Below are 13,764 nucleotides of genomic sequence, written 5' to 3'. Positions count from 1 at the left end.
TCCTCGGGTCTCGCGAGGGGGACGGGGTCAGTCGAACAGGTCCGGCTGGCTCGCGGTGATCTGGTCCAGCAGCGGCTGGGCCTGGAACCAGCCGGCCAGGTGGCCGCCGATCTGCTCCCGGGCGCGCACCGCCATCGCGTGGTCGATCGGGTGCGGGGTGCCGGCCGCCATCGCCAGCAGCTGGGCCTGGCAGGAGCGCTCCATGGTGACGAACCACCAGACCGCCTCGGCCACCGTCTGCCCGACCGTCAGCAGACCGTGGTTGGCCAGGATCACCGCCTTGTGCGGGCCGAGCGCGGCGGCGATCCGCTTGCCCTCCTCGGTCTCGTCCGCCACCCCCTGGTAGTCCAGGTAGAGCCCCTGGTCCTGGTAGAAGGCGCAGGCGTCCTGGGTGATCGGGTCCAGCGGCCGGTGCAGGGAGGCGAAGGCCTTGCCGTGCAGTGAGTGGGCGTGCGCGGCCGCGACCACGTCGGGCCGGGCCGCGTGCACCTCGGAGTGGATCACGAAGGCGGCCCGGTTCACCGGCCGCCGGCCGGCCAGCAGCTTGCCCTCCTGGTCGACCAGCACCAGGTCGGAGGTCTTGACCAGGCTGAACGCCATGCCGAACGGGTTGACCCAGAAGCAGTCCGGGAACTCCGGGTCGCGCACCGTGATGTGGCCGGCCACCCCCTCGGAGAAGCCGAACCGGCCGAACAGCCGGAAGCCGGCCGCCAACTGCTCCTTGCGGTGCCGCCGCTCCTGCTCCACCGAGTCGAAGACCGGCGGCAGCGGGATGGCCACCCCCTCCGGGGCCGGGCCGATCAGCTTGGCGACGTTGCTGTCCACGGTGCGGTCCACGGGCTACTCCGGGGATGGGTGCGGAACGGACGGCCAGACGATACGCCCGTGCATCCGATACGTCCATGCATCGGTTTCAGTCCGTCGACGCCCGGAGCTTGCCTGCCCGGTCCCAGACCCAGTAGAGGAGCACCCCCGCCAGCGCCAGCGCCAGCGCGGCCACCGGCACGCAGGCGGCGGCGGTGTCGGCGCGCAGCGCGTCGGAGAGCGGCGCGGCCAGGACCACCACGGCCACCGCGGGGCCCGCCGCGTACCAGCCGGCGAAGACCACCGGCCCGAACCCGCTGCCGGCCCCGGCCCGCGGCGAGAAGAGCAGGTCCTTGCGGGGCAGCCCGCGGCAGGCGTTCACCAGCCCGGCCGCCACGAAGGCCGGCACCAGCACCGGCGCCAGCCAGACCGCCGGCCCGCCGCCCGCCAGCTCCACCACCAGCGCCGCCAGCACCGCGAGCACCCCGCCCAGCAGCACCGGCACCACCGCGTGCCGCAGCATCAGCCCGGTGGTCCGGTACGGCGACCAGGAGGACCGCCGCAGGTCGTCGGTCTCCACCCGGGCCGGCTCCAGCAGTTGCGCCACCGCCAGGTAGCCGAAGACCAGCGCGGCGCCCACCGCCGCCCAGGAGGCCGGGCCCCGGCTGGAGTGCGCGGGAACGGCGCAGAGCATCGCCGGAGCGGTCAGCAGCACCGCCCGCCCCAGCCGGGCCGGGGAGCGCAGCAGCGCCGTCGCGTCCCGCCACGGGATGATCAGCCAGGCCTGCCGCGGCACCGGCAGCCGCAGCCGGTGCCGCGGCTCGGCGCCCGCCGCGCTGCTCACCGTCAGCCGGGCGGCCCGCAGCTCCACCGTGCGCAGCGCCGCCACCACCCCCGCGGCCGTCCGGGCCCGCTCGCGCAGCCGGTGCAGCGGCACCTCCGAGGCCGCCCGGTCGGCCAGCACCAGCGCCGCCGCCGTGCCGGCCAGCAGCAGCGCGGCCGCCACCCAGCCACCCGGCACCGACTCCCGGGTCGGCGCCAGCGCGGTGATCCCGGCCCAGCCCCACGGCCCGGACCAGAGCTCGACCCGCTCCAGCCAGCCCACCCGGTGCCCGGCCACCGCGAACCCGCACTGCGCGGCCAGCGCCAGCACCACCAGCAGCACCGGCGCGGTCAGCCGGCGCACCCAGTGCGCGGCCCGGTCGCTCCGCTCCACCAGCACCGCGGCGCTGGTCGCCAGCAGCGGCACGCCCAGGGCGCCCAGCAGGCACCAGCCGAAGGCGGCCGCCAGCCCGACCTTGAGCATCAGTCCCATCGCCACCATCGCCCCGACCGCCGTCACCAGGCCGGGGAAGGCGGCCAGGGCGCAGGAGAGCCAGAACCACGGGCGCAGCACCGGGCGCGGGCGCACCGGGTGGGCCAGCAGCCAGTCGATCGAGGCCCGCGGGGGCACCACCGGCCCGCGCCACAGCGCGTCCCGCAGCACCACCAGCACGGTGGCCAGCGAGACGGCGGCGATCCCGCTGGGCAGCGCGGCCAGCAGCCGGCCGCCGCCGGCCGTGTAGTCGGCGCCCATCCGGGCCTGGAGGAACATGCCCAGGCTCGGCATGCCGCCCCAGACCACCAGGATCAGCGCCACGCAGTAGACGGCGAAGAGCACCTGCTTGGCCCGGTTGCGCCGGTGCGGGGCGCGCAGGTGGCGCAGCAGCGCCAGCGCCTCGGGTGTCCAGTCGTCGGCCTCGGACCACTCGGGCGGGGCGCCGGTGTGCTCGGCGTGCGGGGCCGTCACCGGGCACCCGCCCGGTCCAGCACCTCGTTCGCCGGGCCCTGGTCCACCAGCCGGCCCTCCTCCAGCAGCACCACCCGGTCGGCCACCTCCCGGGCCAGGTCGGCGTGGTGGGTGACCAGCATCACGGCCACGCCGTCGGCCAGCTCGCCGCGCAGCAGGTCGGCCAGCCGGCGCCGGGCGCCCGGGTCGAGCCGCTGCTCGGGCTCGTCCAGCAGCAGCAGGTCGCGCGGGCGGACCAGCGCGCAGGCCAGCAGCAGCGCCTGCAGCTGGCCGGAGGAGAGCGCGGAGGGCAGCGCCTCGGCCCGCTCGGTGAGCAGCTGCTCCTCCAGCACCTGGGCCACCCAGACGCCCGGGTCGGCCACGCCGTGGGCGACCGCGACCAGCAGCAGGTGCTCGCGCACGGTGAGGTCCGGGTAGTGCGCCACGGTGTCGCCGACCACGGCCACCCGGGCCCGGATGCGGGGGTCGTTCTCGTCCATCGGCAGGCCGTCGAACCGGACCCGGCCGGAGGTCGGCAGGTCCCGGCCGGCGGCCACCCGCAGCAGGGTCGACTTGCCGGAGCCGTTGTGGCCCAGCAGCGCCACGCACTCGCCCGCGGCCAGGCTGAGGCTGAGCGGATGGAGCACCACCCGGTCGCCGTAGGTGCGGCTGACCTCCGTCAGCTGCAGGAGCGCCTTGGTGTTGTCGGCCATCAGCGGGGTGCCCTCTCGACGTATGGTCGGTTCACCCTACCGAGCGCCTGCCGGTCTCCGGACCGCGTGCGTCCCGGCTCACACCGTGAGGACGATCCGGCCCCGGCCGTGGCCCTGCTCGCTCAGCCGGTGCGCCCGGGCCGCCTCGGCGAGCGGCAGCACCGCCCGCAGCGGCAGCCGGAAGGTGCCGGCCGCGGTCAGCTCCAGCACCTTGGCGAGCGCGGCCGGGGTGTGGTCGGCCTCCGGGTCGCTGCCGGTGAAGGAGGCGCCGGCCTCCTCGGCCTCCTGCGGGTTGACGATGCTCAGCACCCGGGCGCCGCCGCCGAGCAGCGCCACCGAGCCGGCCAGGTAGCCGCCGGCGGTGTCCAGCACCGCGTCCACGCCCTCGGAGGCCACGGCGCGGACCCGGTCGAAGACCTCGTCGCCGTACTCGACGGGCTCGGCGCCCAGCTCGCGCAGGTAGTCGTGGTTGGCCGGGCTCGCGGTGCCGATCACCCGGGCGCCGGCGGCCACCGCGAACTGCACGGCCACCGCGCCGACGCCGCCGGCCGCGCCGTGCACCAGCAGGGTCTCGCCCTTGGCGAGGCCGAGCGCGGCCAGCGCCCGGGTCGAGGTCTCGGCGGCCATGTGCAGGGCGCCGGCCTGCTCCCAGCTGAGCTCGGCCGGCTTGGCGGCGAGGGCGTTCTCGGCGGTGACGGCGTACTCGGCGTAGGCGGCGGGCACCCGGCCGAACACCTCGTCGCCGACCGACCAGCGGGTCACCCCGGCGCCGACGGCGGTCACCGTGCCGGCCGCCTCCAGGCCGAGCACGTGCGGCAGCTCCAGCGGCATCACGGCGGCCAGGTAGCCGGCCCGCAGCTTCCAGTCGACCGGGTTGACGCCGGCCGCCCGGACCCTCAGCTGGACCTCGCCCGGGCCGGGCTGCGGGGCCTCGGCCTCGACGGTGGTGAGCTGGTCGGCGTCGCCGTAGGCGGTGAAGGAGATCGCGACGGACATGGGCTGACTCCCTGTCAGGTGGGTGGTGCCCGGGCGGTTTCCCGGACACCCACGACCCTGCCAGTGCGGCGCCCGCGGCAGCAGCGGAGCGTTTCGCCTAGGACCGGGAATCCCACCCTCGCCCGCCGTGGTTCGCACTGGACATGGACCGCCTGATCGACCGCCCGCAGCTCGCCGACTTCCTCCGCCGGGCCCGCGCCCGGGTCCGGCCGTCGGACGTCGGCCTGGCCGACGGCCCGCGCCGGCGCACCCCCGGGCTGCGCCGCGAGGAGGTCGCCCAGCTCAGCGGGATGTCGCCGGACTACTACATGCGGCTGGAGCAGGCGCGCGGCCCGCAGCCGTCCACCCAGCTGCTCGGCGCGCTCGCCCGGGCCCTCAAGCTCACAGCGGACGAGCGCGACCACCTCTACCTGCTCGGCGGCCACCGCCCGCCGGCCGCCGCGCCCGCCGGCCCCGAGATCGCGCCCGCCGTGCGCTACCTGCTGGACCGGCTCACCGACACCCCCGTGCAGCTGGTCAGCGACCTCGGCGACCTGATCGCGCAGAACGCCGCCGCAGACCGGGTCTTCGACCCGGTCTGCCACGTCTCCGGCCAGCGCCGCAACATCGTCTGGGCCTGGTTCAGCAGCCCCGTCGTGCACGACCTCTACTCGGCGGAGGAGTGGACGGACTGCGGCCGGGCCCTGGTCGCCGACCTGCGCGCCGCCGCCACCCGCCGCGGGCCCGACGATCCGGCGGCTACCACGCTGATCACCCAGCTGCTGGCGCACAGCCCGGAGTTCGCCGCGCTCTGGACCCGCCACGAGGTCGGCACCTACCGGACCAGGCGGATCCGGCTGCACGAGGAGGAGTACGCGGTGGAGACCCTGCTGACCCCGGCGGAGGACCAGCGGCTGCTGCTCTTCACGCTCGTGGCCCCCGCCCCCGCGCCCGCGCCCACACCCGTGCCCGCACCGGCTCCGCCTTTGGTCACCACAACCCGGTGAGCCGGGGCGCGGTGGCGGCGCCCTGGCGCAGACCCGCCGCGTGGGCGGCCGGCCAGACCGTGCGGTCGGCGGGGTTCGGGCCGATGGCGTCGGCTGACGCACCATCGGGGGTGAGGGTGACGATCCGTCCGGTGTCGCCATCCTCCGCCGCCGTCGACCTCGCCATCGGGTCGAGCAGCACCACCAGCCGCGCCCCTGCCGCCAAGTCGACATTGGTGCCCGCCCGCAGCGCCCCGTCCAGGTACTTCCCGCCCAGCGCCGGGACCGGCGGGTCCACGCCCGGGAACGCACTGCTGGCCGCCACCGCGTGCGCCAGCGGCACACCGCTCTCGCGGTCCCAGACGACGGCTTCGCCGCGGTGCGCCTCCACGGCGGTGATCAGCAGCGGGCGGTCCGGCCATGCCGTGGCGCCGATCAGCGCGGTGCGGCCGGCGAGCAGGGCTGCCAGCGCCTCCGGGGTGGCGCGGTCGAGGGCGAGCCGGCCGACCCGGCGGCGCTTTTCGACCGGGTCGAGCGTGGGGTCGCCGAGGACGGCGAACACCTGCCCCAGCACCTCGGGGCTCGGCGCCGCCGGCGGCCGGGTCGGCGGCAGCGCGGGCGTCCCCAGGCCCTCGAAGTGCGCCGGCCCGCCCGCGAGCAGGGCCGCCGCGGTGATCGCGCCCGCCGAGGTGCCCACGGTGAGGTCGGCGGTGCCGAGGTCGACGCCGTGGCGCCGCAGCCCGAGCAGCAGGCCCGCCATCCAGGCCGTGCCGGCGGGGCCGCCGGGGCCGAGGACGAGGGCGCGGTCGACTGCGTTCACGGGGTTCCTCCTGGAGTGTGGGTGTTGCGTGGACCGCGTGCCAGCAGCGTGGCCGGCACCAGCGCCAGCGCCAGCAGCCCCGCCGCGACGGCGTAGGCGGTGCGGAAGCCGGCCGGGCCGACGCCCGCCCCGCCCAGCGCCGTTGAGATCAGCGCCGTCCCGATCGACGCCCAGAGCTGGGAGTTGATGCTCAGCAGTGTGCTCGCGGCCGCCACCCGCTCCTTGGGCAGATGACGTGCGGCGGTGGCCATGGTCGGCATCAGCACCATCCCGGAGCCGATCCCCATCAGCATCGCCGACCCGACCACCCGCCAGGCCGGTGAACCGGGTTCGCCCACCTGGAGTGCCGTCAGCGCCATGCCCAGTGCCCCGAGCGCGATCCCGGGCGGGATCAGCCGCCGCGGCGGCACGGAGTCGATCCGCCGGGCCGCGATCTGCATCGACACCCCGACGGCCAACCCCACCGGCGCGCCCAGCAGTCCGGCCGCCATCGCGCTCTGGCCGCGCACCTGCTGCCAGTAGACCGGCGCGAGCAGCATCGAGCCGAAGTAGCCGCAGGTGAACAGCGCCAGCGTCGCCACCGAGGCGGCGAACGCCCGATCGCTCAACAGCCGGAGATCAAGCAGGGGCTGACGTGTCGCCAACGCCCGCCAGGCGAACCCGCCGACCAGCACCGCCCCGACCACGACGGCGCCCAGCACGGACTCCGCGAACCCGTACAGCAGCAGCGCCAGCCCGGGGGAGAGCATCAGCAGCCCCGGCACGTCCAACTTCGGTGCCGCCGAACGCTCGCGCGGCCCCTCCGGCTGCAGCAGCCGCACCGCCAGGCCCAGCGCCAGCAGCCCCACCGGCAGGTTGACCAGGAACATCCACCGCCAGGACACCGTGTCCAGCAGCCACCCGCCCAGCACCGGCCCGGCCACCGGGCCGACCAGCACGGGCAGTCCGAGCATCGCCATCGCCCGCCCCAGCCCGTCCCGGTCGGCGGCCCGCATCACCATCGCCATGCCGACCGGCATCAACAGGCCGCCGCCCAGGCCTTGCAGGGCCCGGAAGGCGATCAGGCTGCCGACGTCCCAGGCGCAGGCGGCCAGCAGCGAGCCGAGGGTGAAGAGGCCGAGCGCGGTCAGGTAGGTGCGCTTGGCGCCGATCCGGGCCATCGCCCAGGCGGCGGTCGGGATCACCGCCGCGAGGGCCAAGGTGTAGGCGGTGGTGGCCCATTGCACGGTGGCCAGCGGGGCGTGGAACACCACCGTGAGCCTGCGCAGCGCGACATTGACGATCGTCATGTCGAGCACCGAGAGCAGCGAACCGGTGACCACGACCGCGACGGTCCGCCCCACCGCCGACCGGGTCCTGTCCGGTGCCGCCAAGCCGGTGGAAGCCGTCAACTGCGCCACCGCGCTCACGCCCCGTACGGGCGCTCGGCCCGGGCGGTGCGCAGCGTCCGTGCCCACCAGTCGAGTTGGCCGAGCATGCCCTTGGCGGCGCCCTCGCAGACGGCGGCGTCCAGCGGCGCGCCGTCGGCCGCCAGGCCGGACCAGGGGCCGTGCAGGCTGACCGAGTCGCGCATGGTCACGGTGTGCGTCTCGGCGAAGACCAGTCGCAGTTGCTCCACGGCGCGCAGGCCGCCGCCGAGGCCGCCGTAGGAGACGAAGCCCACCGGCTTGGCCTGCCACTCCGCGCGGTGCCAGTCGATCAGGTTCTTCAGGGCGGCGGGGAAGCTGTGGTTGTACTCGGGCGTGACCACGACGAAGGCGTCCGCCGCCGCCAGCACCGGCGTGACCTTCGCCAGCGCGGCCCGGGCCTGCGGCGAGGGGCTGCCGCCCCAGCCCGGCATCGCCAGCGGCAGGTCGACCTCGGCGAGGTCGACGAGGTCGAACTCCATGCCGCCCTGCCCGCCGGCGACCCCCAGGAACCAGTCGGCGACCTTCGGCCCCAGGCGCCCCTCGCGGACGCTGGCGACGATGACGGCGACGCGCAGGTCAGTGGTGTTCTCGTTGGTGTTCTCGGCAGACATGGTGGGTCCCTCCCTCGGACGATCTTCGTTCCTCCGGTAAAGTACAACGAGCGTTGTAGAAAATACAACGGCCGTTGTACCTAGGACTCGGGAAGGAAGCCGATCGGATGAGTGCCGCCAGTGACGAGGTCACACCCCGCAGGCTCGCCAAGCAGATCGCCATCGCCAGCGCGTCCTGCGGCGTCTTCGGCCGCGAGGGCTACGCGCGCGCCTCGGTGGACGCCCTGGCGGCGGCGGCCGGGGTCTCCACCCGCACGCTCTACAACCACTTCCCGGGCGGCAAGGCGGAGTTGTTCCGCACCGTGGTCACCTGGACCTCGGGTCAGGTGCGCGAGGCGCAGATCGCCAAGCTCACCAAGCTGCTGGACCCGGCCCGGCCGCCGCGCCCGGAGGACCTGGAGCGCGACCTGGTGGCGCTCGCCCGCGCCTTCGTCGCCCTGATGGACGAGCACCCGGACCACTTCGCCCTGGTCCGCCACATCCACGCCGAGGCCGACCACGTGCCGGCCGAGGTGCTGCAGGCCTGGCGCGACGCCGGCCCGGGCCCGGTCGGCCGCGCGCTGGCCGAGAGCATGGCCCTGCTCGCCGCCGCCGGCCTGCTCGACCTGCACGACGACCCCGCCCTGGCCGGCGCCCACTTCATGGCGCTCACCTCGCACTCGATCGTCCAGCTCACCCACTACGGCGTGCTCCCGCTGCCCGCCGCCGAGGCCGAACGCCAGATCACGGGTGGCGTGGCGGCCTTCCTGCGCGCCTACCGGGCCGCCTGACCGGGTGCCGGGGGCTGGGTGAACCGACCGCTCGCGCGGCCCGTCAAAACGGTTGGAACCCGTCGAATCCGCTCCGCGGGGCCCAGGCGCCACCGAAGGGAACGACGATGAAGAAGCCGAAGCAGCTGAAGGCCGTCCTCGTGACGGCCGCCGTCGCCGCGGGCATCGCCGCGGCCGGCGCCGCGCCGGCTCGGGCGGCCGACACCTGCCGGCTCGGCTCGGGCACGTACCTCTGCCAGTACGGCGTGGCCACCACGACCTTCCCCGAGGGGACCAAGGAGCAGTTCGTGATCGGCACCGACAGTGCCGTGTGGACCCGCTGGACCAACACCAGCGGCACATGGAGCGGCTTCCTCTCGATGGGCGGCGTGGCGACGAGCGGTGTCACGATCTCGCAGTCGAGCGTGGACGGTTGGAACATCGCGATCACGGTCCGGAGCACCGACGGCTACCTCTGGGACCGCGTCCGCGACCACAACGGCAACTGGACCGCCTGGGACCACATCCCCGACCCGTCCTGACGCGCGCCGATTGACGTCGGTCGCTTGATGCCCGCCCGCTGACGCTTGCTCGCCATCCGAAGTTGTTTGAACATGTTCCTTTCCATCGGATTCCGTTGGGTGGCGAGCGGCAGGATCTCGCGCGGTCGGCTGCAACGAGGCGGTCGTCGGTGGCTTCGACGGAGGATCGCGAATGCGTTGGCGTGTGCTTGCCCGGACTGTCTGTGCGGGGGCGCTGCTCGCCGCGCTCCCCCTGATCTCACCCACGCCGGCGACGGCCGCTGTGGTGACCTCCGCGAACCTGATCGTCAACGGCGACGCCGAGTCCGGGCCGGCCAGCGGCAACGGCAACTCGGCGGTCCCGATCCCCGGTTGGACCGTGACCCAGGGTGTGCCCGTGGTGGTGGCCTACGGCACCTCCGGCTTCCCGAGCGCGGGTTCCCCCGGCTCCCCGACCCGGGGCGCGAAGTTCTTCGCGGGCGGCAACAGCGGGAGCTCCGCGCTGCACCAGAGCGTGGACATCTCCGCCTCCGCCGGGTCGGTCGACGCCGGCACCGCCACCTACAACCTCTCCGGCTGGCTGGGCGGTTGGCAGGGCGACAACGACCGGGCCGCACTGGTGGCCACCTTCGCCGACGCCGCCGGCAACCGGCTCGGCTCCGCCCAGATCGGCCCCGTCACCTGGACCGACCGCAACTCGGTGACCGAGTTCCTGCAGCGCAGCGCCGTCGGCACCGTCCCGGCCGGCGCCCGCTCCATCGCGCTCGACCTGCAGATGACCCAGTCCTGGGGCTACGACGACGGCTACGCCGACGGCCTCTCGCTGACCCTGACCACCGGCAGCCCGCGCAGCGCCAACCTCGTCCTCGACCCCGGCGGCGAGTCCGCCAGCTGCACCAACAGCGGCAAGGACGGGACGACGGTGCCCGGTTGGACCGTCACCGCAGGTGAGCCGGACGTGATCTGCTACGCCACCCCGAACGACTTCCCGCACCCGGGCACACCTGGCTCACCGAACCGCGGCAACGCCTTCTTCGCCGGCGGCGCGACCGGCAGCTCCAACCTGCGGCAGACGGTCGACGTCTCCACGGCCGCGGCCGCCATCGACCAGGGCGGTACCACCTTCGACCTCTCCGGTTGGCTCGGCGGCTACGGCAGCCAGAACGACCGGGCGGCTCTGACCGCGACCTTCCGCAACGGGGCTGGGGCGAGCCTCGGCACCGGCCAGATCGGCCCGGTCACCGACGCCGACCGCAACGAGGCGACCAGCTTCCTGCTCCGCGACACGACGGGGGCGGTGCCCGCCGGCACCCGCTCGATCCAACTCGACCTCTCCTTCACCTACTCCTACGGCGACACGACGGACGGCTACGCCGACGACCTGTCGCTCACCCTCTCCACGCCGGTCGCCGCGCCGGTCCTGGCCGTGCCGCCGTCCAGCACGCCGGCCTTCGACCACGTCTTCTTCGCCTTCATGGAGAACGAGAACTACCAGGACGTCATCGGGAGTTCGACCGCCCCCTACATCAACGGCACGCTGCTGCCGAAGGGCACCCTGCTCTCCAACTCCTACGCCCTCACCCACCCGAGCGACCCCAACTACCTGGCGGCGTCGGGTGGATCGACCTTCGGCTGGTCCTCCTCCCCGACCGTGGGCAGCGACAAGATCGACGCGCCGAACCTGGGCGACACCGCCGACGCGGCGGGCAAGACCTGGAAGGGCTACGCGGGCGGCATGTCCGGAAACTGCGACACCAGCTACCACGACAGCGCCGGCGGCGGCTACTACCTGCCCGACGACGAGCCGTTCATGATGTACAAGGACGTCATCGACAACCCGTCCCGCTGCGCCGCCCACAACCAGCCGCTCACCCGGCTGACGACCGACCTCCAATCGGCCGCGACCACGCCGAACTTCGTCTGGTTCGCCGCCAACGACTACGACGACATGGAGATCGGCACCCGGACGGACGGCGACAACTGGCTGCGGAGCTACCTGCCGAACATCTTCAACTCGCCCGCCTGGACCCAGCAGCGGTCGCTGCTGATCCTGTCCTGGGACGAGGCCTACGACAAGGCGTACGGCCCGAGCGAGCCCAACCACGTCGTCACCCTGATGATCGGCTCCCAGAACACCGTCAAGCCCGGCTACACCAGCACCACCCGGGTCGACCACTACAGCATGCTGCGCACGGTCGACGAGGCGCTGGGCCTGAACCCGCTGACCAACAACGACAAGTACGCCACCCCGGCCAACGACGTCTGGAACCACCCGGGCCCGCTGGTGGGCGCCGGCTCCGGCCGCTGCCTGGACGCGGGCGGAAGCCCGGCCACCATCCAGGACTGCAACGGCGGTTCGAGTCAGCAGTGGACGGCCACCTCCGCCAACACCCTGACTGCGGCCGGTACCTGCCTCGACGCCTCGGGCGGCGGCACGAGTCCGGGTACCCCGGTCATCCCGTGGAACTGCAACGGCGGTGCCAACCAGCAGTGGACGTTCGCGGCTGACGACACCATCCGGGGTGCGCAGTCCGGCCTCTGCCTGGACGTGACGGGAGCCGGTACTGGGAACGGGACACCGGTGGAGCTGTGGACGTGCAACGGCGGCAGCAACCAGCTTTGGCAGAGCGGCAGGTGACGACCAGGCGGTCAGCGGGCGCCGGCCGGTCGGCCGGGCCCGCGCCGCCGGTTCGCCCCGGCATCGGCGGCCGATAGGATCGGCCGTCCACGAATCGGCTGGGGGGCTGCGCCATGGAGCAGGGGTACTACGAACGCGAGGTCGAGCTCGCACGACAGCGACGACGCACCGTCACCAGACGGTCGTTCTGGGCCGGGGGTGCCGCGCTCGTCGCAGCGGGTGTCACCGGATGGGCCGTGTCCGACCAGGGAGACCGGACGCCTGAGACGGCGCCGAGGTCCACACCGACCGCCCGCTCCTCGCCCACACCCGTGGCGGTCCAGCCTGGTGGCGGGGCGCCGGATCCGCTGTGGTCCTACACCTCGAAGGCCGACTTCGGCAGTTCCAACCTCGCCGTCGCGGGCGGTCGGGTCTACGTCGTGAGCGACCGGCTGACGGCGGTCGACGCCGCGACCGGGGCCGTGGCCTGGAACGGCGAGTACATCGACGGCCTGCTCGCGGCGGCCGGCGGCGGTCTCGTCTTCGTCGGGAGCCCGAACAGCCTCACGGGCTACGACCAGGCCACCGGAAAGAGTGCCTGGCGGCCGCGGTACAGCGGTCCCAGCTCACCGTCCTACAGCCTGGTCCAGGCCCTGTGCGCGGATGACGAGCTCGCCTACGGGATCACCTGGGGACAGAACGGTCTCAACGGCCAGGCGACCAAGCTGGTCGCGTGGTCGATCGAGAGCGGAGTCGAGAGCTGGTCCCAGGAGCTGCGGCCCGGGCAGCAACGGTACGGCGTCCAGCATGGGCTCAGGGACGGTCGGATCTACCACAACGACGGCCAGTTCACCATCATCGCGCGCAGCACCAAGGACGGGCAGCAGCTCTGGAGCACCCCGACGGGGGCGGACTTCGCGATCACCCCCGTGACCGACGGCGACCGGTTGTACTGCCTCGCAGGGAAGGACGGTCTCCAGGCACTGAGCACGGCCACGGGGAGCCGTCAACTGCTGATCAGGCAGAAGGGCGGCGCAGATGGGTCGTTCGGCCAGGTGACGGCCGTGAACGGCGTGGTGTACGGATTCCCGGGGGACCAGAGCGTCTGCGCCTGGTCCGCGAAGACCGGTGAGCAACTGTGGGAGTGTCCGCTGCCGTTCCGTCCCTCCGATGTCAACCAGCCCGTGCTGGTGCAGAACACCCTCTTCGTCGTCGGCACGGGCATCGACGGGGTCACCGCGGTGGATGCCGGGTCCGGTGCGATCCGCTGGAGGTTCAGGACGGACCCGCTGTCATCTCCCTCGGAGGAATGGGCGTTGACCACCGACGGCCGGCGCCTGTTCGCCGGACTGGGTACGACCCTCTTCGCGCTGCCCGCGTCCTGATGGCCAGACTCGGTGCTCGGCCCCGGCAGGTCCGAGGTCCTGCCGGGGCCGACGGGGTGCGGGGGAGAGGCGGTCAGGCGGCGGGGAAGTCCCCGGCGTGGACCCCGGCGACGAAGGCCGACCAGGCGCCGGCCGGGAAGACCAGCGCGGGGCCGTCGGGGTTCTTGGAGTCGCGGACCGGCACGCCGGCCGGGAAGCCGTCGGCGACCTCGATGCAGTCACCAGTGTTGCCGCTGTAGCTGCTCTTCCGCCAGCCGACGGTACCGAGATCCTGGGTGTGCATGCCTGCTACCTCTCCACGGGTCGTCCTTAGAGGGTGTTCGATACCGATTTAGGCTGCCGCGAGGAGTTTCGGGCGGAGGTATTGCCCGATTCTGTCCGGGCTGGCGGTCAGTCGGGTGGCCAT

13 protein-coding genes are annotated in these 13,764 nt (G+C 73.9%); 5 read left to right on the top strand and 8 right to left on the bottom strand.

What is annotated here, in order from left to right; all coding sequences use genetic code 11:
- Window positions 1-27 precede the first annotated feature (27 nt).
- The 4 genes from ACFYNO_RS40070 to ACFYNO_RS40055 all read right to left on the bottom strand — a co-directional run bounded on the left by ACFYNO_RS40070 (window position 28) and on the right by ACFYNO_RS40055 (window position 4,281).
- Window positions 28-837, bottom strand: a complete 810-nt coding sequence (locus ACFYNO_RS40070; protein ID WP_388023416.1) for a class II aldolase/adducin family protein — start codon at window positions 835-837, stop codon at window positions 28-30.
- A gap of 76 nt (window positions 838-913) precedes the next feature.
- Complete coding sequence (locus tag ACFYNO_RS40065) at window positions 914-2,593, bottom strand: hypothetical protein (protein WP_388023414.1); 1,680 nt, start codon at window positions 2,591-2,593, stop codon at window positions 914-916.
- Window positions 2,590-3,285, bottom strand: a complete 696-nt coding sequence (locus ACFYNO_RS40060) for an ATP-binding cassette domain-containing protein (RefSeq protein ID WP_388023412.1) — start codon at window positions 3,283-3,285, stop codon at window positions 2,590-2,592. The genes ACFYNO_RS40065 and ACFYNO_RS40060 overlap by 4 nt, the downstream gene beginning before the upstream one ends.
- Before the next feature lie 78 nt (window positions 3,286-3,363).
- Window positions 3,364-4,281 carry an NADP-dependent oxidoreductase gene (locus ACFYNO_RS40055; protein ID WP_388023411.1) on the bottom strand — a complete coding sequence of 306 codons (918 nt, stop codon included), beginning with the start codon at window positions 4,279-4,281 and terminating at the stop codon, window positions 3,364-3,366.
- Between the two features lie 143 nt (window positions 4,282-4,424).
- Here ACFYNO_RS40055 and ACFYNO_RS40050 point away from each other — a divergent pair, with 143 nt between their 5' ends.
- On the top strand, window positions 4,425-5,267 hold the full coding sequence (locus tag ACFYNO_RS40050) for a helix-turn-helix transcriptional regulator (RefSeq protein WP_388023409.1): 843 nt from the start codon (window positions 4,425-4,427) through the stop codon (window positions 5,265-5,267).
- Here ACFYNO_RS40050 and ACFYNO_RS40045 read toward each other — a convergent pair.
- The 3 genes from ACFYNO_RS40045 to ACFYNO_RS40035 form a co-directional block, all read right to left on the bottom strand.
- Entirely contained in the window at window positions 5,251-6,066 is an 816-nt protein-coding gene (locus tag ACFYNO_RS40045) for a patatin-like phospholipase family protein (protein WP_388023406.1), read from the bottom strand. The genes ACFYNO_RS40050 and ACFYNO_RS40045 overlap by 17 nt on opposite strands.
- Entirely contained in the window at window positions 6,063-7,409 is a 1,347-nt protein-coding gene (locus tag ACFYNO_RS40040; protein WP_388023403.1) for a DHA2 family efflux MFS transporter permease subunit, read from the bottom strand. The genes ACFYNO_RS40045 and ACFYNO_RS40040 overlap by 4 nt, the downstream gene beginning before the upstream one ends.
- Window positions 7,410-7,471: 62 nt before the next feature.
- Window positions 7,472-8,086, bottom strand: a complete 615-nt coding sequence (locus ACFYNO_RS40035) for an NADPH-dependent FMN reductase (RefSeq protein WP_388023401.1) — start codon at window positions 8,084-8,086, stop codon at window positions 7,472-7,474.
- A gap of 107 nt (window positions 8,087-8,193) precedes the next feature.
- On the opposite strand from ACFYNO_RS40035, the gene ACFYNO_RS40030 reads away from it, so the two are divergent.
- The 4 genes from ACFYNO_RS40030 to ACFYNO_RS40015 all read left to right on the top strand — a co-directional run bounded on the left by ACFYNO_RS40030 (window position 8,194) and on the right by ACFYNO_RS40015 (window position 13,358).
- On the top strand, window positions 8,194-8,856 hold the full coding sequence (locus ACFYNO_RS40030) for a TetR/AcrR family transcriptional regulator (RefSeq protein ID WP_388023399.1): 663 nt from the start codon (window positions 8,194-8,196) through the stop codon (window positions 8,854-8,856).
- A gap of 107 nt (window positions 8,857-8,963) precedes the next feature.
- Window positions 8,964-9,377, top strand: coding sequence for a hypothetical protein (locus ACFYNO_RS40025; RefSeq protein ID WP_388023397.1), 414 nt, complete (start codon window positions 8,964-8,966; stop codon window positions 9,375-9,377).
- A gap of 265 nt (window positions 9,378-9,642) precedes the next feature.
- Window positions 9,643-11,994 (top strand): ricin-type beta-trefoil lectin domain protein, encoded by a 2,352-nt coding sequence (locus ACFYNO_RS40020; RefSeq protein ID WP_388023394.1) that lies wholly within the window; start codon window positions 9,643-9,645, stop codon window positions 11,992-11,994.
- A gap of 311 nt (window positions 11,995-12,305) precedes the next feature.
- Window positions 12,306-13,358, top strand: a complete 1,053-nt coding sequence (locus ACFYNO_RS40015; RefSeq protein ID WP_388023391.1) for a PQQ-binding-like beta-propeller repeat protein — start codon at window positions 12,306-12,308, stop codon at window positions 13,356-13,358.
- 73 nt (window positions 13,359-13,431) lie between these two features.
- On the opposite strand, the gene ACFYNO_RS40010 is transcribed toward ACFYNO_RS40015, so the two are convergent.
- Window positions 13,432-13,641, bottom strand: coding sequence for a DUF397 domain-containing protein (locus ACFYNO_RS40010; protein ID WP_388023388.1), 210 nt, complete (start codon window positions 13,639-13,641; stop codon window positions 13,432-13,434).
- Window positions 13,642-13,764 lie beyond the last annotated feature (123 nt).

The organism is Kitasatospora sp. NPDC006697 (assembly GCF_042869935.1).
Lineage (GTDB): Bacteria > Actinomycetota > Actinomycetes > Streptomycetales > Streptomycetaceae > Kitasatospora.
Note: the sequence above shows the minus strand (reverse complement) of the source record. Positions and strands in the feature narration are given on the sequence as shown.

Excerpts from the sequence above, each read along its gene's own strand:
- ACFYNO_RS40030 (WP_388023399.1), top strand. The coding sequence starts at position 8,194 with ATGAGTGCCGCCAGTGACGAGGTCACACCCCGCAGGCTCGCCAAGCAG.
- ACFYNO_RS40010 (WP_388023388.1), bottom strand. The coding sequence starts at position 13,641 with ATGCACACCCAGGATCTCGGTACCGTCGGCTGGCGGAAGAGCAGCTAC.
- ACFYNO_RS40050 (WP_388023409.1), top strand. The coding sequence starts at position 4,425 with ATGGACCGCCTGATCGACCGCCCGCAGCTCGCCGACTTCCTCCGCCGG.
- ACFYNO_RS40060 (WP_388023412.1), bottom strand. The coding sequence starts at position 3,285 with ATGGCCGACAACACCAAGGCGCTCCTGCAGCTGACGGAGGTCAGCCGC.
- ACFYNO_RS40035 (WP_388023401.1), bottom strand. The coding sequence starts at position 8,086 with ATGTCTGCCGAGAACACCAACGAGAACACCACTGACCTGCGCGTCGCC.
- ACFYNO_RS40025 (WP_388023397.1), top strand. The coding sequence starts at position 8,964 with ATGAAGAAGCCGAAGCAGCTGAAGGCCGTCCTCGTGACGGCCGCCGTC.
- ACFYNO_RS40055 (WP_388023411.1), bottom strand. The coding sequence starts at position 4,281 with ATGTCCGTCGCGATCTCCTTCACCGCCTACGGCGACGCCGACCAGCTC.